This is a genomic window from Limnothrix sp. HT2024 (genome assembly GCF_059138625.1).
The window spans coordinates 4,168,362-4,188,810 of record NZ_CM181121.1 but is presented as its reverse complement, the minus strand read 5'-3'; the positions used below and the strand labels follow the sequence as shown (position 1 = coordinate 4,188,810).

18 protein-coding genes and 1 pseudogene are annotated in these 20,449 nt (G+C 56.4%); 6 read left to right on the top strand and 13 right to left on the bottom strand.

The annotated features are described in order from the left end of the window. The first annotated feature begins 136 nt into the window (after nt 1-136). A complete protein-coding gene (locus AC2IAX_RS17220; protein WP_494388536.1) occupies nt 137-397 on the top strand; it encodes a CRR7 family NDH-1 assembly protein in 261 nt (86 codons plus the stop codon). Between the two features lie 75 nt (nt 398-472). After that, nucleotides 473-1,123, top strand: coding sequence for a molybdenum cofactor guanylyltransferase (locus AC2IAX_RS17215; RefSeq protein WP_494388535.1), 651 nt, complete (start codon nt 473-475; stop codon nt 1,121-1,123). Between the two features lie 145 nt (nt 1,124-1,268). On the opposite strand, the gene AC2IAX_RS17210 is transcribed toward AC2IAX_RS17215, so the two are convergent. Then, nucleotides 1,269-1,868 carry a LexA family protein gene (locus AC2IAX_RS17210; protein WP_494388534.1) on the bottom strand — a complete coding sequence of 200 codons (600 nt, stop codon included), beginning with the start codon at nt 1,866-1,868 and terminating at the stop codon, nt 1,269-1,271. 424 nt (nt 1,869-2,292) lie between these two features. Here AC2IAX_RS17210 and AC2IAX_RS17205 point away from each other — a divergent pair, with 424 nt between their 5' ends. Beyond that, nucleotides 2,293-2,811 carry a DUF3122 domain-containing protein gene (locus AC2IAX_RS17205; RefSeq protein WP_494388533.1) on the top strand — a complete coding sequence of 173 codons (519 nt, stop codon included), beginning with the start codon at nt 2,293-2,295 and terminating at the stop codon, nt 2,809-2,811. 264 nt (nt 2,812-3,075) lie between these two features. Here AC2IAX_RS17205 and hpf read toward each other — a convergent pair whose 3' ends face one another. Continuing rightward, nucleotides 3,076-3,675, bottom strand: coding sequence for a ribosome hibernation-promoting factor, HPF/YfiA family (gene hpf, locus AC2IAX_RS17200; protein WP_099533382.1), 600 nt, complete (start codon nt 3,673-3,675; stop codon nt 3,076-3,078). A 205-nt stretch (nt 3,676-3,880) separates the two neighbouring features. Here hpf and lipB point away from each other — a divergent pair, with 205 nt between their 5' ends. Then, entirely contained in the window at nt 3,881-4,609 is a 729-nt protein-coding gene (gene lipB / locus AC2IAX_RS17195; RefSeq protein WP_494388532.1) for a lipoyl(octanoyl) transferase LipB, read from the top strand. On the opposite strand, the gene hypB is transcribed toward lipB, so the two are convergent. From hypB to AC2IAX_RS17145, 10 genes and pseudogenes are all read right to left on the bottom strand, one after another. After that, nucleotides 4,606-5,610: a hydrogenase nickel incorporation protein HypB gene (gene hypB / locus AC2IAX_RS17190; protein ID WP_494388531.1), complete on the bottom strand. Its 1,005-nt coding sequence runs from the start codon at nt 5,608-5,610 to the stop codon at nt 4,606-4,608. The genes lipB and hypB overlap by 4 nt on opposite strands. Then, the gene (locus AC2IAX_RS17185; RefSeq protein WP_494388530.1) at nt 5,601-5,942 is read right to left on the bottom strand and encodes a hydrogenase maturation nickel metallochaperone HypA/HybF; all 342 of its coding nucleotides are present in this window, start codon (nt 5,940-5,942) and stop codon (nt 5,601-5,603) included. Before AC2IAX_RS17185 ends, hypB begins: the two co-directional genes overlap by 10 nt. Before the next feature lie 111 nt (nt 5,943-6,053). After that, on the bottom strand, nt 6,054-7,169 hold the full coding sequence (gene hypE, locus AC2IAX_RS17180) for a hydrogenase expression/formation protein HypE (protein ID WP_494388529.1): 1,116 nt from the start codon (nt 7,167-7,169) through the stop codon (nt 6,054-6,056). Between the two features lie 47 nt (nt 7,170-7,216). After that, a complete protein-coding gene (hypD, locus tag AC2IAX_RS17175) occupies nt 7,217-8,395 on the bottom strand; it encodes a hydrogenase formation protein HypD (RefSeq protein WP_494388528.1) in 1,179 nt (392 codons plus the stop codon). A gap of 106 nt (nt 8,396-8,501) precedes the next feature. Then, a complete protein-coding gene (locus AC2IAX_RS17170) occupies nt 8,502-8,747 on the bottom strand; it encodes a HypC/HybG/HupF family hydrogenase formation chaperone (protein ID WP_494388527.1) in 246 nt (81 codons plus the stop codon). Between the two features lie 138 nt (nt 8,748-8,885). After that, the gene (gene hypF / locus AC2IAX_RS17165; RefSeq protein WP_494390430.1) at nt 8,886-11,123 is read right to left on the bottom strand and encodes a carbamoyltransferase HypF; all 2,238 of its coding nucleotides are present in this window, start codon (nt 11,121-11,123) and stop codon (nt 8,886-8,888) included. A gap of 858 nt (nt 11,124-11,981) precedes the next feature. Beyond that, nucleotides 11,982-12,209: pseudogene (locus tag AC2IAX_RS17160) on the bottom strand (acylphosphatase); the annotation flags it as partial. Nucleotides 12,210-13,296: 1,087 nt separating this feature from the next. Then, nucleotides 13,297-14,424, bottom strand: a complete 1,128-nt coding sequence (locus AC2IAX_RS17155) for an aldo/keto reductase (RefSeq protein ID WP_494390429.1) — start codon at nt 14,422-14,424, stop codon at nt 13,297-13,299. Between the two features lie 96 nt (nt 14,425-14,520). After that, nucleotides 14,521-14,811 (bottom strand): Asp-tRNA(Asn)/Glu-tRNA(Gln) amidotransferase subunit GatC, encoded by a 291-nt coding sequence (gene gatC / locus AC2IAX_RS17150; protein ID WP_099533373.1) that lies wholly within the window; start codon nt 14,809-14,811, stop codon nt 14,521-14,523. Between the two features lie 494 nt (nt 14,812-15,305). Continuing rightward, entirely contained in the window at nt 15,306-15,827 is a 522-nt protein-coding gene (locus AC2IAX_RS17145; protein WP_494388526.1) for a photosystem I assembly protein Ycf3, read from the bottom strand. A 110-nt stretch (nt 15,828-15,937) separates the two neighbouring features. Between AC2IAX_RS17145 and AC2IAX_RS17140 the strand changes: the two genes are divergently transcribed. Further along, the gene (locus tag AC2IAX_RS17140) at nt 15,938-17,197 is read left to right on the top strand and encodes a pentapeptide repeat-containing protein (RefSeq protein WP_494388525.1); all 1,260 of its coding nucleotides are present in this window, start codon (nt 15,938-15,940) and stop codon (nt 17,195-17,197) included. A 25-nt stretch (nt 17,198-17,222) separates the two neighbouring features. On the opposite strand, the gene AC2IAX_RS17135 is transcribed toward AC2IAX_RS17140, so the two are convergent. Continuing rightward, nucleotides 17,223-17,591 (bottom strand): hypothetical protein, encoded by a 369-nt coding sequence (locus AC2IAX_RS17135; RefSeq protein ID WP_494388524.1) that lies wholly within the window; start codon nt 17,589-17,591, stop codon nt 17,223-17,225. Nucleotides 17,592-18,333: 742 nt separating this feature from the next. Here AC2IAX_RS17135 and AC2IAX_RS17130 point away from each other — a divergent pair. Further along, nucleotides 18,334-20,436, top strand: a complete 2,103-nt coding sequence (locus AC2IAX_RS17130; protein ID WP_494388523.1) for a flavin-dependent dehydrogenase — start codon at nt 18,334-18,336, stop codon at nt 20,434-20,436. Nucleotides 20,437-20,449 lie beyond the last annotated feature (13 nt).

Below are 20,449 nucleotides of genomic sequence, written 5' to 3'. Positions count from 1 at the left end.
TCCAAGCCAGCACCAGACAAGGGGCTTAAGCCCCTTGTTCCAAGAATTTTGGGATGATTGGTAGGGGCGCACCGCCGTGCGCCCTTCGTATTTTGGGACGTTAAAACCTGTTTTTTGCGAGTAGGAGAAGCGATCGATGGCCGATGCAATGCTATATCAAGACAATGAATATTTTGTGGTGCTGGAAACGAATCAGCCCGAGGTGATTTTGTCCGTGGAAGAGTTGCGTGAAAAGTTGACCGGCGTGGTGGAATCCTTGGGCGATTGCCTGCCGCGTGACTTGCAACGGTTGGCCACCACAGAAGCGCGGGTGCGATCGCTCATTGAAGAAGCCTGCGAGCTGGACTTGGGCCCCGATCGGTTTTTGCAGTGGTATGCCGTTCGCCTGGCAAAGTAAATTGGAGATTCAGGGATGGCCCGGGAGCAGTGTGCTCATCACTGAAAACCATGGCCCGCAGGTGGATAAGCACTCATGATTCAGGCAGCAATCTTGGCAGGTGGGCAAAGTCGCCGGATGGGGCGCGACAAGGTGTTGCTGCCTTGGAATGGACAGCCTATGCTTCATCGGGTCTGTGAGGTAGCCATTTCGGTGACGGAACGCCGACCGATTATTTTTTCGCCCTGGCCGGAACGTTACCAAACCCATCCCGCCACGGCTGCCTTGCCGGTGGATTGGTGGCAGGAGTCGGTAGCCGATCGGGGGCCGCTGTTGGCTTTTTCAGAGTTGCTCGATCGCGCGGCCCGAGACCTGACCGACATTAACTGGGTGTGGCTGCTGGCTTGCGATTTGCCCTGTTTGGATGGGCCCGTTTGTCGCTCCTGGCTCGATCGCCGCCATGCCCTCAGTTCCAAGCAAGTGGCGTTGGTTCCACGCACCGATCGTGGTTGGGAACCCCTGTGCGGGTTATATCGACCCGCGATCGCCCCCCAGTTGCGGACTTTTATCGATCAAGGCGGGCGATCGTTTCAGGCCTGGTTAGACCAACTGGCAACGGAACAACGAGCCATTTATCTACCGCTGACGACGCTGGAGGCGGCTACCTTGCGCAACTGCAACAGCCCTCAGGATCTGCAAGATTTCTTGCGCCACCGGGCCCCAGCCTCAGAGAACCCAGACAACTAGGATCAGGAATTGCGCAGCACCTTCGCGATTCACGCAATTGCAATGAACGCCATTCAAGCATCCAACTCAAACCCATCAAGCGAGTCCACCCCAATCCAAGATTGTCCCTGAGCCACCTGGAATTGGCCAATCTGATTGATCTGGGTTAACGGAATTGGTGAATCGCGCTGGCCACAATCCCCAAAATCTTAAACACCATTCCTTCGGTGATTTGCAAAGGGGCATAGATCGGATTTTCGGAATGCAGAAAAATGCGACCATCCAGCACTTGCAATCGCTTCACCGTCACCTTGTCATCCACCAGCGCCAGCACAATTTGTCCCGTTTGGGCGTTGTCCGCCTCGGAAGCATCAATCACCAGTAGGTCATCGGGATAGATGCCAATACCGATCATGGAATCCCCCGTGACCCGCACCAAAAAAGACTCGTTGGGATGCCGACTGAGATAGGTGTTCAGGTCGATCGCGTCGGGTTCCGTATCCTCTTGGGGCGCAAAGGCGTGTAATCCAGCGGCCGCCGGCATTTCATAGAGTCGCAGGGGTGGCGTGGGATGGTCTTCAATTCGTTGGAGCCGGCCATCGGCGATGGCTTCCGTTTCCAGTTGATCGAGCTGCCATTGGGCCAGGAGTTCCGGCAGGCGATCGACAAAACTGATCGGCAGTCGAACCGCTTTGGTGGGTTCGCCATATTTACCTGTGCCTTTGGGACGACCCGCGCCCGGACGGCGACCGCCTCGACCGGTCATAGTGACTCCTTGGATTGAATATGCTGAATTTTGAAGATGATCGGTAAGCTAAGAAAGCAGCGGTGGGCCATGGGTTTGTTGGCGGTTTTGCTGCCCCAATCGGGTTCAGCACCAGGGCCAAAACTTGCCCAAACATTTGCCAGTTTGCCGATTGGACGCTGCTGATTTTAGGTTGCTGAAATCTTTGCTTGGGTTTTCTTGCTTGGATTTCTGTACCTGGATTTCTTTGCTTGGTTTGCGGAATTGCTATCAACGCATTGATTGCAGTACACGAATTTAGACTAGCACGATCGCCCGAAAGAGTTACTCCACAGAATTGAGAAGAATTATGAGAATTTTGGAAAGCATTATGAATCGCCAAAAGAGTCAAAATATCCAAACAGACCGGGGAAGCGTTCGATCGCCCCAATTGCCCGGGTGGTGGATGGGGCGGACTACGTTGACCAAGGCCTTGGGGTTGTTGTTGGCGGTTGTGCTTTGGGGTTGGGGGCTAATGCCGGAACCCGCGATGGCGAGCCTGCATCCCTACCCTCTTCCGGGCGATCGGGTTCTGTGCCGATCGTTGCAATCCCTGCGAGATCAGCGCGATCGCAGTTGGCAATTGGTGTTGTTTGGTGAAGCGGCCAACGGACAACCACCCACAACAGGATTTCGGTTGCGGGTGGTTGGTTTTCCCAGTTTGCGGGTCAATCGCGATCGATCTTTAATCATCACCAATTCCACAGGGGCCGTTGCCCAGCTTGCGGATCAGTTCCCGATCGATTCATTAGCCCTCAACACCGGAGAATATGAATTTGATTCCGTGGCAGGTCGGTTAAATCAATTAGGTATTTTGCGATTAACCATCCCCGTCGGTGATGCCGATCAGGCAGAAATTCCCGTACCGCCTTTTGTTTTACAAGAGTGGAAAATGCTTCAAAAATCAGGATGTCCCAAGGCTTGAAGCAGTCAAAATTGTGGTGGCATAGGATACTCAACAGACCCTAATCGCAAGTCTGAATTGTTCAAGGATCGTTCAACAAATTGCTGCTGAATCAATCACTCTTTCATGAGTAATTCTCAGTTTGCCAATTCAGCCTCAGCGGGTGTTTAAAAAGCTAGATTTGGTAGGCAGCTTGCTCGGTCTACAACAACAAGGGGCTTAAGCCCCTTGTCCCTAAGGGCTGTGGTATTTAGCAAGCGCTTCAAGATGCTTTTCAAGCAACCTCTAAGCAGCGGAAGAGTTCTCGGCAAAGCGTTGGGCCTTGCGGGGTTGAATCACGCCGTAACCGCCATGGTTCCGTTCATAAATCACGTTGATTTCACCCGTTTCTGAGTTGCAGAACATGAAGAAATCGTGATCAACCAGCTCCAGTTGCTCCAAGGCCTCCGCGATCGTCATCGGGGCCATTTCAAAGTATTTCGTCCGCACCACATCCGCCGGCAACTCGGGTTCTCGGGGCGGAATAATGGTTCCGACTGGCATTTCGCCCAGCACTTCTGCGGTCTTCACCGGCTCGCGGCGACGTTCTTGATGTTTTTCCTTATACTTGCGAAGTTGACGGGCAATCTTGTCAGCAACCATGTCAATGCTGGCATACAGGTTCTCGCTGCTTTCTTCAGCTCGAACAACTGTGCGGTTCGCGTAAATGGTCACCTCAGCCGTTTGGTTAGAATCAATCCGGGGGTTGCGAGCTACCGACAGGTGCACATCCACTTCAAGCGTTAAGTGTTGAAAATGGCTGACGGCCTTTTCAATTTTTTGCTGAACATAGTCACGCAGTGCATCGGTAATCTCGATGTTTTTACCCTGGATGACAAGCTTCATAGAGCTTCCTCCCCTTCGAGATGGGTGATACTTTCAACGTAGCACTTTGGGATCGGTGGGAGAATTTCCTTTAAAATCTTTTGCATCTGTTGATGATTCTTGACCTTTTCTTCAGTGATTCCCCACAAACCATCACCAAATTCCCCTTGGCAATTCTCAATCTTTATGGTTAGGGCTTTATGGTTAGGGCATTTGGCTAGAGTTTATGGTTTGTGATGCTGCTACTGGAACCAATGGGGAATATGCCGGGCCGATCGCCCCCTGTTGGCATCTGAATTTGCAAACCACAGCTTACGAAGTGGCTTGGGGTTGGCAGCGCCAGTGGCAGGCCGATCGAATCGCAGATCCGACGCTGCCCGATGGGTTAATGCTGTTGGAACATCCGCCGGTTTACACCCTGGGGCGTGGGGCCGATCGCGCCTTTGTGCGGTTTGACCCCGCAACCCATCCCGTGCCGTTGGTGCCCATTGAGCGGGGTGGCGAGGTCACTCACCATTGCCCCGGACAGTTGGTCGGCTATCCGATTTTGAATTTGCGCCGTCACCAACCGGATCTCCATTGGTATCTGCGCCAGTTGGAGGAGGTGTTGATTCGGGCGATCGGGACTTGGGGTTTGGCGGCGGAACGGCTGCCGGGCCTGACGGGTGTGTGGCTAGAGGGGCGCAAGGTGGCGGCGATCGGGATTCAGGTCAGCCGTTGGGTGACCATGCACGGCTTTGCTCTAAATGTGGATTGTGAGCTGGCGGGCTTTCGGGAAATCGTGCCCTGTGGAATTGCCGATCGCCCCGTGGGCCGATTGGTGGATGTTGTGCCCGGTTTGACGGTGGCCCAGGCGCGATCGGTGGTGGCAGAGCAGTTTGCGGCGGTGTTTGGCCTGCGCTTGGAACCCTGTCCGCCAGCCCATCGACCGGCGGGCGCATTGGTCTTGCCCTAGGGGGCCAAACCGGCGGCCGAAGCATGGCCGGCGCGATCGCGCTGAGCCAAGAGCCAGTCGTACCAGTCGGCCAAGCCTTCGCCCGTCAGGGACGAAAGGGGCAAAATGCGCGCCTTGGGGTTCACCTGTTTCACGGCGGCGATCGCCCGATCCAGATCAAAGGGCAAATAGGGCAGCAAATCGATTTTGCTCAGGAGCACCAAATCGCAGGCCCGAAATAAATGTGGGTACTTCAGGGGTTTATCTTCGCCTTCGGTGACCGAAAAAATGCCGACCCGGGATGCTTCTCCCAAGTCAAACAGCGCAGGACAAACCAGGTTGCCCACGTTCTCGATCGCCAAAATGCTGCCCGGTGGCGGTTGCAGTTGCTGACAGCCTCCTTGCACCATGGCCGCGTCTAAGTGGCAACCCGTGCCCGTGTTGACCTGCACCACGGGGCAACCGGTGGCCCGCACCCGTTCCGCATCGTTCAAGGTGGCCTGATCCCCTTCAATGACGGCAAAAGAGACCCGATCGGCCAAATCCGTCAGGGTTTTTACCAGCAGTGTTGTTTTGCCGGCCCCGGGCCCACTCATCAGGTTCAGGGCCCAAATGTCCTGGTTTTGGAACCATTGGCGGTTGGCGGCGGCCAGTTGGTTGTTTTTGTCTAGCAGTCGCGCCTCTAGGTGCAGGGTTTGGGTGACCGGATCCGTTGCCGTCAGAGAGGGGCGATCGGCTGGGTGAGGATCCCGATCGGTAGGGGGATGCTCGTGATGATGACCGGGAGGATGGGCATGGTGGTGATGATGATGGCTGGGGCTATGAGTGGTGGGCCCGTGGCGATGCACCACCACTGAACCATCGGCATGTTGATGACTGTGCCAGTCGGAGTCGATCGGGGAGGGGGCCAATGCTGGGTCGATCGCCGCTGATTGGGATAGCTTATTTTGGGATCGCTCACTGTGGGATAAGTTGGTGATCGTGACCGATGCCCCATCATCACAACCGCAGGTTACGCACATGGGATGACCTCCAAGGTTTTTAAAATCAAGTCTTGACCCGCCTCGATCGTCCAGTCCAAGCTGTTGCAATGGGGACAAATCCCCACCACGTCATCCAGAGGGAAATCCCGGCCGCAATGGTGGCAGCGGGCCAAGCCAGGCACGATCGTGATGTCCAACTCCGCCCCCTCCAGGGCCGTGCCCATGGCACAGGGGCCAAAACAAAAGGCGATCGCCTCCGTGGAAATGCCCGACAGGGCCCCCACGGCCAAACCCAGTCGGCGGATGGGGTCCCCTTGGGCCTGAGCCAGCGCCAACCGCACCAGTTCCTGAGTAATGCCTAGTTCGTGCATCCCATTCCTCCTGTGCTCGATTAGCTCAAACCAATTAGCTCAAACCAATTAGCCCAAACCAATTAGCCCAAACCGATTAGCCCGAATCCATCAGCCCTAACAAAATCGGCCCTAACAAATCCGTGGCAAGGGATCGCCCATCGGCCACTCAATAATCCGTTCAGAGCCAAAGCGCGTTCGCAAAATCACCACGGGCGAATCCGCCTTGGTCACATGGCCCACCAAACAGGCCTCCCGTCCCTCCGGCAAAATTTGCATGGCTGTCAGGGCCCGCGCCGCAAATTCTCCTGGAACCACTGCCACTAACAACCCTTCGTTGGCCATGTGCAGGGGATCGAGACCCAACACTTCGCAGGCGGCGGCCACGGGCGGCCGCACGGGTAATGCTGCCTCTTCGAGCACCATGCTGACGCGGCTGGTTTGGGCAAATTCATTCAGCACGGCCGCCACGCCGCCCCGAGTCGCATCGCGCATGGCCCGCACGGTGGGACAAGCTTCACAGAGGGCCGCCGCCAGATCATGCAAGGGCTGGCAATCGCTGGCGATGTCCGCTTCGAGGGCCAAATCTCCTCGGGCTAACAAAATAGCCGTGCCATGGTCGCCCATGGGGCCACTGAGCAGGATGGCATCGCCCGGTTGCAAATAGCGCGGCCCGGGCACTTGGGTCGATCGCGCCACGCCCACCCCGGCGGTGTTGATATAGATTTGGTCACCTTTGCCCCGAGGTACAACCTTTGTGTCGCCGGCCACGACCTTGACGCGGGCCGTGTCGGCGGCCAGTTTCATGCTCTGGGCAATGCGACGCAATAGGGCGATCGGGGTGCCCTCTTCAATGATGAACCCACAGGAGAGATAGAGCGGCTGGGCCCCGGTCACGGCCAAATCATTCACCGTGCCGTTGATGGCCAGGCTGCCGATGTCGCCGCCGGGAAAAAACAGCGGATCCACCACGAAGGAATCGGTGGTGAAGGCCAACCGATCGCCCCGGGCCATGAACAGGGCTAAGTCCAGCCGCGCACTGTCATCCAGCGCATTGAGGGCATCGCTGCGAAAGGTTTCTAGGAAAATATCCGTGATCAGGTTATGGGTGGCTCGGCCGCCGCTGCCGTGGGCCAGGGTGATGTAGCCTTCGTCGCTCGATCGGGTGCGGTGCTGGGGCTGCTGAAACTCGAGCACGTTGGATGGGGGAGTGGCGAGGGAATCGGACGGATGATTAGAAGAAGCCATAGCATCAGGAGGTTAGGGCGGAAATCACGGCGATTGGGCCAACGCGGCTATCGGGCCAATTCTGATTGCACCGGGGGGCGGGCGGGCGCTTCGGCAAATCTGCGGGGCGCGGCCATGGGCGATCGGGGGCCTCCGTGACCGTACTTGTAATAGGCAGCGCAGGCCCCTTCGGAGGAAACCATGCAAGCGCCTAGGGGATGGTCAGGGGTGCAACCGCGACCAAAGGCACTGCATTCCCAGGGTTTGAGCTTGCCCTGCAAAATGAGGCCGCATTGGCAAACGGGTGAATCCTCACTGGCTTGGCTGGGTAGGCAATAGCGCTGTTCCGCGTCAAAAGCCGCAAAGGCCGGAGCGATCGCCAAACCCGATCGGGGCAAGGATCCCAACCCGCGCCACTCAAATTGCTCCCGCACCGTGAACACCTGGGCCAGGGCGGCCAGGGCTGGACTGTTGCCCTCGGGCTTCACCAGCCGGTGATATTGGTTTTCCACGGCACAGCGCCCTTCAACCAACTGCAACAGCAACATCCAGATCGATTGGAGCAGGTCGATCGGCTCAAAGCCCCCCACCACCACGGGTTTCTGGTAGCGATCGACCACCGCTTGATAGGGATCAGTGCCAATGACGGCGCTCACGTGGCCGGGCCCAATGAACCCATCCAAGCGCAAGCCGCTGGCCTGGAGCAAAAATTCCAGAGCCGGGACAACGAGCACATGGTTGCAAAACACGCTGAAGTTGGTTTGTTGGGCACGGGCCGCCGCCAGGATGGTCATGGCGACGGCGGGAGCAGTGGTTTCAAAGCCCAAGCCAAAAAAGACCACGGGCCGATCGGGATGGGTTTGGGCCAAGGTCAGGGCATCGAGGGGCGAATAGACCACACGCACATCGGCTCCTCGCGCCTTGGCCTGCATCAGACTGCCCCGCGCTCCGGGCACTCGTAGGGCATCACCAAAGGTGGCAAAAATCATGCCCGGTTGTTCTGCCAGGGAGATCGCATCGTCAATTCGGCCCCGAGGCATGATGCAAACGGGGCAACCGGGCCCATGGATCAGCTCCACGGTTTCTGGCAGCAGGGCTTCGAGGCCATGTTTAAAAATGGTGTGGGTCTGGCCGCCGCAGACTTCCATCAGGGCCACGGGGCGATCGAGTCGTTGCGCTAAATGGGCAATTTCCCGCACCCACCCCGCCACCGATGCGGGATCACGAAATTCCGTCACAAACTTCATCGCAAACTCCTGAAACGGCTTTTCAAGCGGCTCTTGAGATGACTTCTTAAAAAATGACTTCTTAAAACACAGTTTCTTGGACAGGGTTTGAGACAGTCCGGCTGGATCACGCGGAGGGGGCCAAGCGATCGATCCAAGTCAGGGTTTCCTTGGCCGCGGCCACATCCAACTCCTCCAGGGCAAAACCCGCATGAACCACCACCCAGCGCCCCAACCACTGCTCGATCGGGCGATCGGGCGTGACCAAACAGGCCAAGCTGACCGATCGCCGAACACCGCTCAAATCAACCGTGGCGAGCTGTTGATCCCCATCGACAATGGCCACCACTTGGCCCGGAACCGCTAAACACATCCTGAAACCTCTCAATGACTCCTAAGGGCTGGCTTTAAATGGCTTGTGATTTTGATGGCTTGTGATTGATGGCTCGTGATTGATGGCTCGTGATTCCCGGTGATTTCCAGTGGCGACCAGCACGGGATCACCGAGACCCTAAACATGGCCCAACTGGAGCCAGGCGGCCGCGATCGCCGTTTGCCCCAACGCCAAGCCCCCGTCGTTTACGGGAACCTGTTGCGGCAACAGCAGCGGATCGTGCAAATTGCTAGCCATCAGGGCCGCTTCCAAACATCGCAACAGCAGCCGATTTTGGAAGACTCCCCCCCCACAGGCGATCGCCCCAAAGTGCAATCCCTGCTGCTTCAAGGTTTGGGCCGCTTGCACCAGGGCTTGGGCCAAGCCGCGATGGAACCGCAGGGCCATCACCGCCTCGGGCAGCCCCATGGCCCGATCCAAAATCAGGGCTTCCCAAAGGGGTTGGGGATGCAACCACAGCAGCGATTCCGATCGCAGCTCGATCGGGTAAGCCTGTTGATCCTGATCCCAAGCTTGGCGGGCTAGGTTCTCTAGGGCGATTGCCGCTTGGCCTTCATAGCTCAAGCAGTCGGGCGCACAGCCCAAAAAGGCCGCCACCGCATCAAACAACCGTCCACAGGATGAAGTCCAAGGACTGTTGAACCCCGTTTTGGCCATGCCCGTCAGCAGATTCAGCGGCTTTTGGGCAAACCAATCCTCGGAATTCACCCGATCGAGCATTCCCGTGGCGTGGAACTGGGCGTATAAATTCCGCCAAGGCTCCTGAGCGGCGCGGTTGCCCCCCAGTAACCGCGCTGGCCAAAGGGCCCCGACTCGGTGATATTGCTCGTAGGTGGTCCACAGCAGCTCGCCGCCCCAAACCGTGCCATCGCTGCCCCACCCAAATCCATCTAGGGCAATGCCCAAAACGGGCGGGCGATCGAATCCCCATTGGTTATCGGCCAAGCAGGCGGCAATGTGGGCATGGTGGTGCTGAATGCGCAGCAATGGCACTTCCAAAGCCTTGGCCAAGGACTCACCCACCTTCACGGCCTGGCCATCCGGGTGCAGATCCACGGCGATCGCGCTGGGGCGGTGGTCAAACAAGTTGCGCAAGTCCGCGATCGCGGTGCTGTAGGCCTGGAGGCAGGCGGGCGAGTCCAAATCTCCAAGGTGAGGCGAGAGGATCGCTTGCCCGTCCCGCGAGAGGCAAATGGTGTTTTTCAAATCGCTGCCCAGGGCCAAGATCGGCGGGCTGCTGGTGAGGCCCGGCGGCAGGTTAATGGAACTGGGAGCGTAGCCGCGCGATCGGCGAATTACCTGCACCGAAGTGGGCAACACCCGCACCACCGAATCATCCACCCGATTCAGGATCGATCGGTTGTGAAGCAAAAAGGCATCGGCGATCGACTGCAACTGAAGATGGGCTTCGTGGTTGTCAATGCATTGGGGATTGCCGGCCCGGTTGCCACTGGTCAGCACAATGGGCCGATCCACCGCAATCATCAGCAGATGATGCAGGGGGGAGTAGGGCAACATCACCCCCGCTTCCGTCATGTCAGGGGCCACCGATGGAGCCAAGTAATGGGGATCGTGGATGTTGAGCAGCACGATCGGGGCAGCACCCCCCAAGAGGAGCGATCGCTCGTGATCACTGACTGTGCAAAACCGCCGCACAGACTCCAAATTGCGGGCCATCACCGCCAAGGGCTTGTGGGGGCGATGTTTACGGGCCCGCAGCCGTTGCACCACGGCCTCCTGGGTGGCATCGCAGGCTAAATGGATGCCGCCCAAGCCTTTAATGGCCACGATCGCTCCTTGGCGAATCGCTTCCGCCGCCTGGGCGATCGCCTGCTCATCTTTCACGATCGGCCGTTGCTGGCTGGGACGCTCAAACCAAATGCGCGGCCCGCATTCCGGGCAGGCCGTGGGCTGGGCATGGAAGCGGCGATCGCCCGGATTGTCGTAATCGCGCTGGCAGTCGGGACAGAGTTGAAATCCCACCATGCTGGTGCGCACCCGATCGTAGGGTAGGGAGCGAATCACCGTCAGCCGCGGCCCGCAATGGGTGCAGTTCACGAAGGGATAGTGATAATACCGGCTGTGGGGATCGTGCAAATCCCGCAGGCAGGCGGCACAGGTGGCCGTGTCCGGCGCAATTTGGGTGCGCACCGGGCCCGACTGGCTCTCCAAAATTCGGAAAGACAAGGGCGATCGCCCTAGCAGTTCCGCCGAAGACAAATCCAAGGCGCGGCTGCGATGGGAAACCGGCGAAGGAGCCGATCGAGGCACGATCGGGGGCGGGGGTTGCAGCGGCGTATATAAAGCCGGCCCCGGCTCCGCATCATCTAACACCACCGGCACGATCGGCCCCATGGGAGCCTTGGGCGATTCCACCGGTTCCAAGGGCCGCAGCCGATTGATGGCCGGCTCCAAGAGTTCCGCCAGTTCCTCCGCCAAGGAGTTGGATAACTCCGGATCCAGGGGCTGATCCAAGTCTTGATTCAAGTCTTGATCCAAGCCCTGGTTTAGCCCGCGATCAAAGGAATCCAACCGCGCATCGATTTCGGATCTCTCGCCAGCTTCGGTGGTGCTGGGGGCAGGCCGCCCATCCTCGGGGCCCCTGCCAAACCAGTGCGATCGGCTGTGATTTGCGGCTCCCCCTTGCCCAATCGCTGCTTCCTCCAGGGGATCGATCGCCAGCGTCTTTCCGTAAGGTTCCCCAGCCTGCTGCTCGATCGCGCTGTTTTTCGTAACCGCCACGCCCCGCAACGGGACTGGCGGCGCGGTTTCCTCCGTTACCACCGATTCCGCCATTGGGGCTTGGTCATAGGTGGAGCGATGTTGCGGGTGCAAATGCAGGGGGCAGCGCGGGCCTTCAAACTTGCCCGCTGCTAAATGCCCTTGATGACCGTGAGCCTGAGCTGCCTGGCGATTTCGCTGAATTTGCATCGCCGTCTCTTGCCCCAGGGCGATCGACTGTTCATCCCAAGTGAGATCGCCGGATTCAGACTCAAAGGTCGCTGTGAACCTGGATGGCCCTGTGGGCAAGTTCGTTAGCCGCTCTGTCGCGGATTCGGCTGCTGATTCTGCGGGTAATTGCTCAGGTAATTGCTCAGGTAATTGCTCAGGGGCCGCCAGCCTGTCCAATGCACCAGATTCCGGCGAAGAAACAACGGACAGGTTGCCACTCGGCAACGGCAGTCCTGGCTCCATCAATTCCGATAGGGCGATCGGGGTTCGGATCAGCGTATCAATGCGGGAAAGGGGCGGTTTTTCCTGATAAAGCCGTTGCAAAAAAACATCAATTTGATCCGGATATCCCGCAATCCGAATCACCACGCCAACTCCATCATTCGCCACCGATCCCATCAGTCCACATTCGATCGCCAATCGATAAACCGTGGGACGAAAGCCGACTCCTTGGACAACGCCAACGACCCGAATTTCTTCGGCTCTCATCGTCAACGATTGCTCGTCTTGAGTGCTGGCCATGGCATATTCTCCCAAAGGAGCGGCATCAAACATACAGGTTTACTTAGGTTGATTTCCTTAGCAGGGACTAGGAACCTGGTTCAAAGGCTCAAAATTCCCTATGTCAGATGTAGCGCGTTTGCCATGAAAATAGAGGAATCTTTTTGTTTTTTTAGCTTTTACTATCAGCAATCTTTAGAAACCTCTGTGTTTTTTAAAGATCATCAATAATGATTCTTGAATCCGGATTCGATCAAGGGTTCAAATCCATACTCGAATTTCTCGGATCTTTAAGAAAGATTTAATATTTCGATTATCTTTTAGAGGAGTCTTAGGTCTGATCTGGGTAGATTTTGGATATGTTTTCAGTATATTTCAGATCCTCTGTCTGTGTATTGTAAAAATTACGTAATATTGTTGTAAAAATGGTCGCAAAAATAACAGAAAATGTTTTGCAAATGGTTCAAAAGAAACTTAAAGATGCTTTAGAGATAATTTTAAGAATATTTAGAAATGATCTAAAAAATCCACTTTTTGAGCCAACTTGAAGCGTAATGTTTTGAAGAATAAAGTGAAGGAAATCAGAAAACAGTCTGGTCTGCTGCCTGCCAGGTTTTATGAGGAACTCAAAAAAGATTTGTACCTCGATTTGAACTTCGACTTAGAAACAAAATTCAAAAAAATTTGTACTGTTCTCTAGATTTGGATTGCGGCAATTACGTTCAGCTCTCAGGGGATGTCTGAAAGGCCTAAACGGCTACCTTGCGAATCTCACCAACTGACGAAGACAGGGGGCTTAGGGCCTGTCTTCATTTCCTAGAATCAGGCGGAAATGATTGATTTTCCATGTCCTAGTCGTCGTAACAAGGGGCTTAAGCCCCTTGTCCCCCACGATCCGCTAACGGCAGATCTAGGGCTTCGGGCTAAACGACGACACGCCCTAAGCCCCTTGCCCCGACGATGATGATTGCTTGAGCTGTGCTGAAAACTATTCTTCAGATATCCCTTCAAACATCCTTTCAAATACTTTTTCAAAGATTGCCTGAAACCCTTCACGATACTGATGTCCTGTTGCCTAATCCCAAAGGCGACGACCCCAACGGCCGCTGAGTCGATCGTGGGTGTCTTGTAACAGGTCGGGAATGTTTAATTGTTCGGGGCAACGGGGCAAGCAATCACCACATTCCGTGCAACGATCGCCCCGTTGGCCTGGAAACCAATGTCCAGCATTTTCAAACATGCCATAGCGATAGCGGCCAAAGTCCACCATTTTGAAAGCCACCGCCAGATTACGCAGCCGCAACACCTCCGGAATTTGGATTTCCTCGGGACAGGGCAAGCAGGCATAGCATTGGGCACAACGATCGGTTTCGAGGGCGGCGATTTGGTGTCGATCGAGCCGATTAAAAATCGCCTGCTCTTCCGCGCTGAGGGGTTCGGTGCGCTCAATCCAGGGTTCGATCGCCGCTAGCTCTTCCACCTTGGCGGGGCCAACGCTCAGGGTGGTGATCCCCGGTTGGGCCAGCAGCCAACGGTAACCGGCCCCCAACGGCGACAGGGGCGCACAGAGTTGGCTCAAGGTGGGCGGCGGGGTGTAGAGCCGTCCCCCTTTGTCGGCGGGGGAAATGATGAAAATGCCCAAATCCCGATCGAGGGCCGCTTGAATAGCGGGGGCATTGCGTTGAAAAAAGTAGTTGAAATGTAAATTGACAAACTCAAATTGACCGGTGGCAATGGTCTGCAAAATCAAAGCCAAGGGCCCATGGGTGGAAAATCCTAAATGGCGAATTCGACCATCAGCCAAGGCCCGATGCAATGCGGCCATGCCCGATTGTTGGTCTTGAATCCAATCTAAATGCTCTGGCAGATTTACCCCATGAATGGCTAAGCAATCTAAATAGGGCGTTTGCAGGCGTTCCAGGGATTCGGTCAGTTGCCGATCGATCTCTTCTGGGCTGCCGGTGGGTAATAGCTTGCTGGTGAGAATGACCCGATCGCGCGGCACAATTCCTTGGGCGATCGCCTGGCCCACAAAAACTTCGCTGGCTCCATAACCCCGTGCCGTTTCCAGATGGTTAATCCCTAGCTCGATCGCCCGAGCAAACACTTCGGCCGCCTGCTCGGCAGAATCCAAGCAGCGCATTGTCCCCAAGGAAAAGACGGATAGTTGAAGATTAGTTTTGCCAAATCGTCGGTATTGCATGAGCCAGCTTGCGTGAGCCATAAAAATGGGCGGAATTGAATCCGCCCACCCCGTGTAATGTTTGGATGGGTCAGAGTGCCTAACCCGATCGCCCGTTTAGCTGTTCAAGATCTTGGGCACTTTGAAGAAGTCTTCGTCGCGATCGGGCGCACATCCCAACAGACCTTCCCGATCGGTGTAGCGATCGAGTTGATCAGGACGCATCACATTATTCACATCGATCGCCCGGGTGGTGGGTTCCACATCGGTCACGTCCAACTCGCTCAACTGTTCCACATAGGTCAGGATGTTGTTGAGTTGGGCGGCGAATTTTTCCTCCTCTTCAGCGGTCAGTTGAATTCGCGCCAAATGGGCAACTTTGCGAACTTCGTCCAAACTGAGGCTCATAGCAGCTCTAATTGCGATGGTTTGCTTGTTGAAAGGTCAATTTCCAGGATCCCAACAGATCGAGAAATTGAATCCTAAGTGGCAATACTAGGCGATCGCCCTAGGGCCTGTCGTCATTTACTGAGATCGAGCTGAAATGGCTGATTTTCCTATGTCCGATCGTCGCTCAATCGTCCTAACAAGGGGCTTAAGCCCCTTGTCCCCTACGATCCGCTAACGGCAGCTCTAGGGTTTCGTGCTAAGTGACGACCGGCCCTAAACCCCTTGTCCACTACCCAATCGGTTAGCGATGGAGTCAGGGCTTTGGGCGATTTGACGACAAGCCTAAGCCCCAGGTCTGCCATGATCTGTGAACGATCGACTTCAGCATTCATTCCTCGGGTATTCATCCAAGGATTAATCCAGAATCAACTCAAGGATGGACTCAAGAATCAATCTAGATCTCAACTCGAAAACGAGTATCCAGCCGATTGAAAAATGATGAAAAAATCAACCTAGAAGAAGATATCCATGTTCGATCGACCGGTGGTTTTTAACCAGTTTTGGGCCTCGATGTAGTTGTTGGGCGCTAAGCGAATGGCCCGCTTCCAATATTCCGCCGCCTTGTCGAACCAGCGCTCGGCTGCTTCGTCTTCGCCGCTGGCTTGGGCCTGCTCGCCGTTGTAGTGATAAATCACGGCAATGTTATTCAAGGCCTGGGGCATTCGCGGATTCTGATCAAGGGCTTGATGATAGTAATCAACGGCTTTTTCCCGTTCGCCATTGCTGGCAAAAATCAAGGCCATGTTATACAGAATGAAGCTGCGATCGTAGGGATCTTCTTCTAGGTTCAGGGCTTCTTCGTAGTTTTGCAAGGCTTCTGCATATTCACCTTCGCCTTGGGCAGACATGCCATCTCGGTAATAAACAAAAGCTTCTTTCGCTTTTTTGTTGGTGGGCAGCACTTTCAGAATCAAGTCCGCCATCACCGTAAAGGTTTTGTCAATAAAATTGTCGTTTTTTTGAGTTCGAGGCATGGGTCAAGCTGCTTTTGAAGCCAAAATAGGGAACGATTGCTGATGGAGTCTGCTCCATAGCTTAACGCCATGGGTTGCCGCATTGCGCGGTAGGGGGATGATTCGTTGCCATGGAGTTGTCGGAGTTTCAATTGGCGCTCGATCGGGGACGGCGCGACTTTCCTTGGGTGAGCCTGGAAGGCCAATGTTTGCGAAAGCTGTCGTTGGTGGGGCTGTCCCTGCGCCAAGCCAAGCTCGATCGGGCTGATTTGAGCGAAACGGATTGCAGCGGGGCCACGTTGCTAAAGGTGTCGGCGGCGGAAAGTCAGTGGCGTGCGGCCCGGCTCGATCGAGTCAATGCCCAGAAAGCGAATTTTAGCCGAGCCAGCTTTGTCAATGCCCAACTGTCGGAAGCCCAACTGCAAGGGGCGGATTTGTCGGCGGCTGACTTTCGGCAGGCAAATTTGCGGGGGGCGAACTTAACCGGCGCAATGTTGACCGGGGCTTGTTTTGCGGCCGCGGACTTGACCGACGCGATCTTCGATTGGGATTCGGAACCGATCGCCCAAGGGGATTTCACCGCCGCCACCATGCCCGATGGACAACCCTTCAGCGCCGATTGGCAACCGGGCCCCGTCGCTCCCTTGCCCAAGACGGAACCGGCCACTGATCGGGCGATCGATTCAGTCCAGTCGAATCCTGTCGATCGGGCGGTGAGCGGGGCGATCGAATCCACCGATGCACCAACGGACGCACCAACGGACGCACCCCCGCCCGATCGGCCCCATCGCTATCTGATGAGCAATCCCAACTTCGCCGTTCCCAACGCGGGCCCGCCGCCGCCACCCCCCAGACCCGGGAACCTTTGGGAAGCCGGCCAGCGCCTGCCATGGCCACTGCTAACCCTCTGGCTTTTGGGTTATGCACTCTGGGGCAGCAGTCTAGCGGTTTTGGATCCGCCGCCCCAAAGTTGGCTGCTGCTGGCCTTCAGTTCCTTGGCGGGGATGGCCGGGTTGCAATGGGGTTTTTTGGCCCTAACCGGCGGGGCCATGGCGATCGTCCTGGCGGTTCCGCTGCCCCAGCAGGTGTTGAGCATTCTATTGGGTGGGGCCACCGGGCTAACCGTTGGCCTGCTCACCAAATTTCTGATGCATATTTCCTGGGTCGGGGCCCTGCGCAACGCCCTGTTGGCCTTGGCTTCCGCTGTCACGGTCATTAATCTGACATTGGGGTTTGTGTGGCTGGGGATGCTGGGAGCCTTGGCCTTCACCTTTTCCGCCATGCCCCTTTGGACAATTATGGTTGAACAAAATTTGTCCCCAACCCAACGCCTGCTGGTGATGGCGGGGGTGTCCACCTTAGGCGTGGCGATCGGGCGCTGGGTTGCTTAAGGGCCGATCCTCTAGCCGCGATCGCCTAGTGCAGTTGTTCCCAGGTGCGGGCCACCACATCACTCAGCCAGCGCCGGGACTCACCATCCAGCAAGTTATCATCCGCCAGCACTTCCGCCGTCAGATCTTCCAAGGACTGGCCCTTAGCCCGGGCCGCCGCGATCGCCACGGTGATGGCATCGGCGATCGAATCAATCAACCCTTCGCCTGAGGGGGCTAACTCCGCCCTGCGGGGGCGCGGCTGGCCATAGGGCGACTGGCCATAGGTTGGATTAAACGCATTCACAACCGAAACTCCGAATCGAAAAGGTGTGTTGAGCGGGGAGCGATCGGGAAATTCATTTCCCAAGGACAGCAAGCGAAACTTCAACGGGCAACGAGCATTGAGGCCCACAGGGTTGTCCGGTTTTGGGTTAGCAAGGGCCGGCGCGATCGCCCAGAGATCACCAAATTTTGTCCAGCCATCTCATCTAGCAATCTTGCTGAACCCCCATCCAACCCCAGTCAAAACCCAACTCAATTGGGCATCCTGGGGACAGGCGAGGTCGGCCATTCGGTGGCGCAGTGGGGCAACCCATCAACCATCCGGCTTGATCAAGCTCGCCTGTCCCCAGACCGCTTGCAGATCCAGGGAACCCACAAGGTGTTTACAGACAGGTCAATACAGAACAGGTCAATACGGGCAGGTCAATTCCGATCTCCAGGGAGCGATCCCGATGCGATCGGCCCTGTTAAGTCAGCCCTGTTAAGTCAGCTTAGGCAATTACTCTCGATATTTGTAAACTTCTGTAAAGTTTATTAATTATTTTGAGTAAACGGAAGGATAGCGCATTTCTTTCGTCTGTCAAGGATATTTCCAGGATTGCTTAAGATCACAGGTGAAACCAGCTCGCCTCCGGGGTTCGTGGCCGCTGAGCGGGGATCCGCCGCTTGGCTAGGGCCTCGGAAACACGCGATGATGGAAACGATCGCCAAAGCCTGAGATGCTTTTCAGGCGAGCTTTGCAGCGTCCACAGCACCCCAAGGGCTGAAAAACTTCACCCTAAAAAAGGAAACACTCCCGCTTTGGTTGCAAGTTTGTTGCAAAACGCTTCTTTTTACGCCCGTTTACGATTTGAGTAATCAGAACCCAATCCATGAAAGAACTGCTTTATCTGGAAGTGCCGACTCCGGAAGCCGCAACGGTGCTGAACTGGTTGCAGCAAGAGTTTATGGTTCCCAGCGGGGTGAAGGTAGCGGCTCCCACGGGGTTTCGCTGGCAACCGGCGGGCGATCGGGATGGGGAAACCGTGGCGGGTTGCGTTTGGTCTTTGCAGCGCACCACCTATCTCAAGTTGTTTCGGTGGAGCGATCGCCCGATCGCGGGGGAAGAGGCTTTGGTGCGGGCCCTGCGGCAACAGGTGGCCGAAAAATTCCCCACCACCTACCCGGAACTTCCTGAGATTGACTTAACAAAGAGCAATATTTTTGAAGCCCTTGCGCCCAAGTATCCGCAAACCGCTAAGTATTTCCAACGGATGCCCAATGGTGAACGGGATCTGTTGCGGGCCTATTGGTGGGAAAAGCGCTGGCGGGAAGCGGTGCGGAATCCTCAGCAACATAAGCAGGTTATTTTTCAGGGCCAGACTTCTCAGGGCCGGATTTCTCAGGGACAGACTGCTCAGGGACAAAACCCCGACCCATTGCCGGCCATTGCCTATGACTTGATCTATGTGGGCGGGGCCTTGGGGGTCATTCATGCGGCGATGATGGCGCGGTTGGGCTATCGGGTGTTGTTGCTGGAGCGGTTGCCCTTTGGCCGCATGAATCGGGAGTGGAATATTTCCCGGGAAGAGTTGCAAGTGCCGATCGACCTGGGCCTATTCACGCCCGCTGAGGTGGAAGGATTGATCGCCACGGAATATCGCGATGGATTTCACAAGTTTTTTGATGCCAACAATCCACCGCAAGCGCGGGCCAATGTGCTGCACACGCCGACGGTGCTGAATGTGGCGATCGCAGCCGATCGAATCATTCAGCTCTGTGGTCAAAAGCTGCAGGAAGCGGGCGGCGACATTTGGGACGAAACGGAATTTGAGCGGGCGGACGTGATGGGCGATCGAATCACCATGACTGCCAACCACTTGCCCACGGGGGAAACTCGCCAAGTGGCCGGTCGGTTGCTGATTGATGCCATGGGCACGGCTTCCCCGATCGCCTGGCAACTGAATGGAACCCGCGCTTTCGATAGCGTTTGTCCCACCGTGGGGGCCGTGATTGCCAATGGGATTGATTGGCCGGTCTGGGATTTGGACTATGGCGACGTACTGTTCAGCCATGGGGACATTTCCCGCGGCCGGCAACTGATTTGGGAGCTGTTCCCCATTGGGGGCAAGGCCGTGACCGTTTATCTGTTCCACTACCACCAAGTTCACCCCGAAAATCCCGGCTCCCTACTGGAAATGTATGAGGACTTTTTCAGCATCCTGCCGGAATATCGCCGCTGCGACCTGGACAAGCTGACCTGGGGCAAGGCCACCTTTGGTTATATTCCCGGTCACTTCAGCCAAAGCGAGGGTGAGCGGCGCGTTTCGTTCGATCGCCTCCTGGCCCTGGGAGATGCCGCTTCATTGCAATCTCCCCTGGTGTTCACCGGTTTTGGGTCCATGATTCGCAACTTGGGCCGGCTCACAGATCTGCTGGATACGGCCTTGAAGCATGACCTGTTAACGGAACAGGACTTGGGGGCAATTCGGGCTTACCAAAGCAACGTGGCGGTCACTTGGATGTTCTCGAAGGGGATGATGGTGCCCACGGGCCGCACGTTGCCGCCCGAACGGGTGAACTCCATGCTGAACACCTTCTTTGGCCTGTTGGCCGATGCCGAAGAGGATGTGGCCGATCGCTTCATTAAGGATCGGTTTGATTGGTGGTTGTTCAATCGCCTGGCCCTGAAGGCGGCGGTGCAAAACCCGATGCTGCTGTGGTGGATCTGGGATTCGGCGGGCCCTTGGGATCTGTGGCGCTGGATGGGCAGCTATGTCACCTTTACCCTGTCGAGCTTGGTGGCTTGGCTGCTGGGGTGGTTACCGGCGATCGCCCGCCGAATTCAACCTTGGTTGGAGCAGCGCGCGCCGGGTCTGTGGTTGCGGGTGCTGGCCCGGTGCTATGCGATCGACCTCACTTGGGGACAGCGGGCCCGCGTGGCTCGCACGGTTCCCCGATCGCCCACGGAAGCGGTTTCCAGCAGCACGGTCTAGGCCAGGAGTCGCA

What these genes read in the sequence shown, in the direction of transcription:
- AC2IAX_RS17220 (WP_494388536.1), top strand. Translation starts at nt 137, where the DNA reads ATGGCCGATGCAATGCTATATCAAGACAATGAATATTTTGTGGTGCTG.
- AC2IAX_RS17215 (WP_494388535.1), top strand. Translation starts at nt 473, where the DNA reads ATGATTCAGGCAGCAATCTTGGCAGGTGGGCAAAGTCGCCGGATGGGG.
- AC2IAX_RS17210 (WP_494388534.1), bottom strand. Translation starts at nt 1,868, where the DNA reads ATGACCGGTCGAGGCGGTCGCCGTCCGGGCGCGGGTCGTCCCAAAGGC.
- AC2IAX_RS17205 (WP_494388533.1), top strand. Translation starts at nt 2,293, where the DNA reads ATGGGGCGGACTACGTTGACCAAGGCCTTGGGGTTGTTGTTGGCGGTT.
- hpf (WP_099533382.1), bottom strand. Translation starts at nt 3,675, where the DNA reads ATGAAGCTTGTCATCCAGGGTAAAAACATCGAGATTACCGATGCACTG.
- lipB (WP_494388532.1), top strand. Translation starts at nt 3,881, where the DNA reads ATGGTTTGTGATGCTGCTACTGGAACCAATGGGGAATATGCCGGGCCG.
- hypB (WP_494388531.1), bottom strand. Translation starts at nt 5,610, where the DNA reads ATGTGCGTAACCTGCGGTTGTGATGATGGGGCATCGGTCACGATCACC.
- AC2IAX_RS17185 (WP_494388530.1), bottom strand. Translation starts at nt 5,942, where the DNA reads ATGCACGAACTAGGCATTACTCAGGAACTGGTGCGGTTGGCGCTGGCT.
- hypE (WP_494388529.1), bottom strand. Translation starts at nt 7,169, where the DNA reads ATGGCTTCTTCTAATCATCCGTCCGATTCCCTCGCCACTCCCCCATCC.
- hypD (WP_494388528.1), bottom strand. Translation starts at nt 8,395, where the DNA reads ATGAAGTTTGTGACGGAATTTCGTGATCCCGCATCGGTGGCGGGGTGG.
- AC2IAX_RS17170 (WP_494388527.1), bottom strand. Translation starts at nt 8,747, where the DNA reads ATGTGTTTAGCGGTTCCGGGCCAAGTGGTGGCCATTGTCGATGGGGAT.
- hypF (WP_494390430.1), bottom strand. Translation starts at nt 11,123, where the DNA reads ATGGGGCCGATCGTGCCGGTGGTGTTAGATGATGCGGAGCCGGGGCCG.
- AC2IAX_RS17155 (WP_494390429.1), bottom strand. Translation starts at nt 14,424, where the DNA reads ATGCAATACCGACGATTTGGCAAAACTAATCTTCAACTATCCGTCTTT.
- gatC (WP_099533373.1), bottom strand. Translation starts at nt 14,811, where the DNA reads ATGAGCCTCAGTTTGGACGAAGTTCGCAAAGTTGCCCATTTGGCGCGA.
- AC2IAX_RS17145 (WP_494388526.1), bottom strand. Translation starts at nt 15,827, where the DNA reads ATGCCTCGAACTCAAAAAAACGACAATTTTATTGACAAAACCTTTACG.
- AC2IAX_RS17140 (WP_494388525.1), top strand. Translation starts at nt 15,938, where the DNA reads ATGGAGTTGTCGGAGTTTCAATTGGCGCTCGATCGGGGACGGCGCGAC.
- AC2IAX_RS17130 (WP_494388523.1), top strand. Translation starts at nt 18,334, where the DNA reads ATGAAAGAACTGCTTTATCTGGAAGTGCCGACTCCGGAAGCCGCAACG.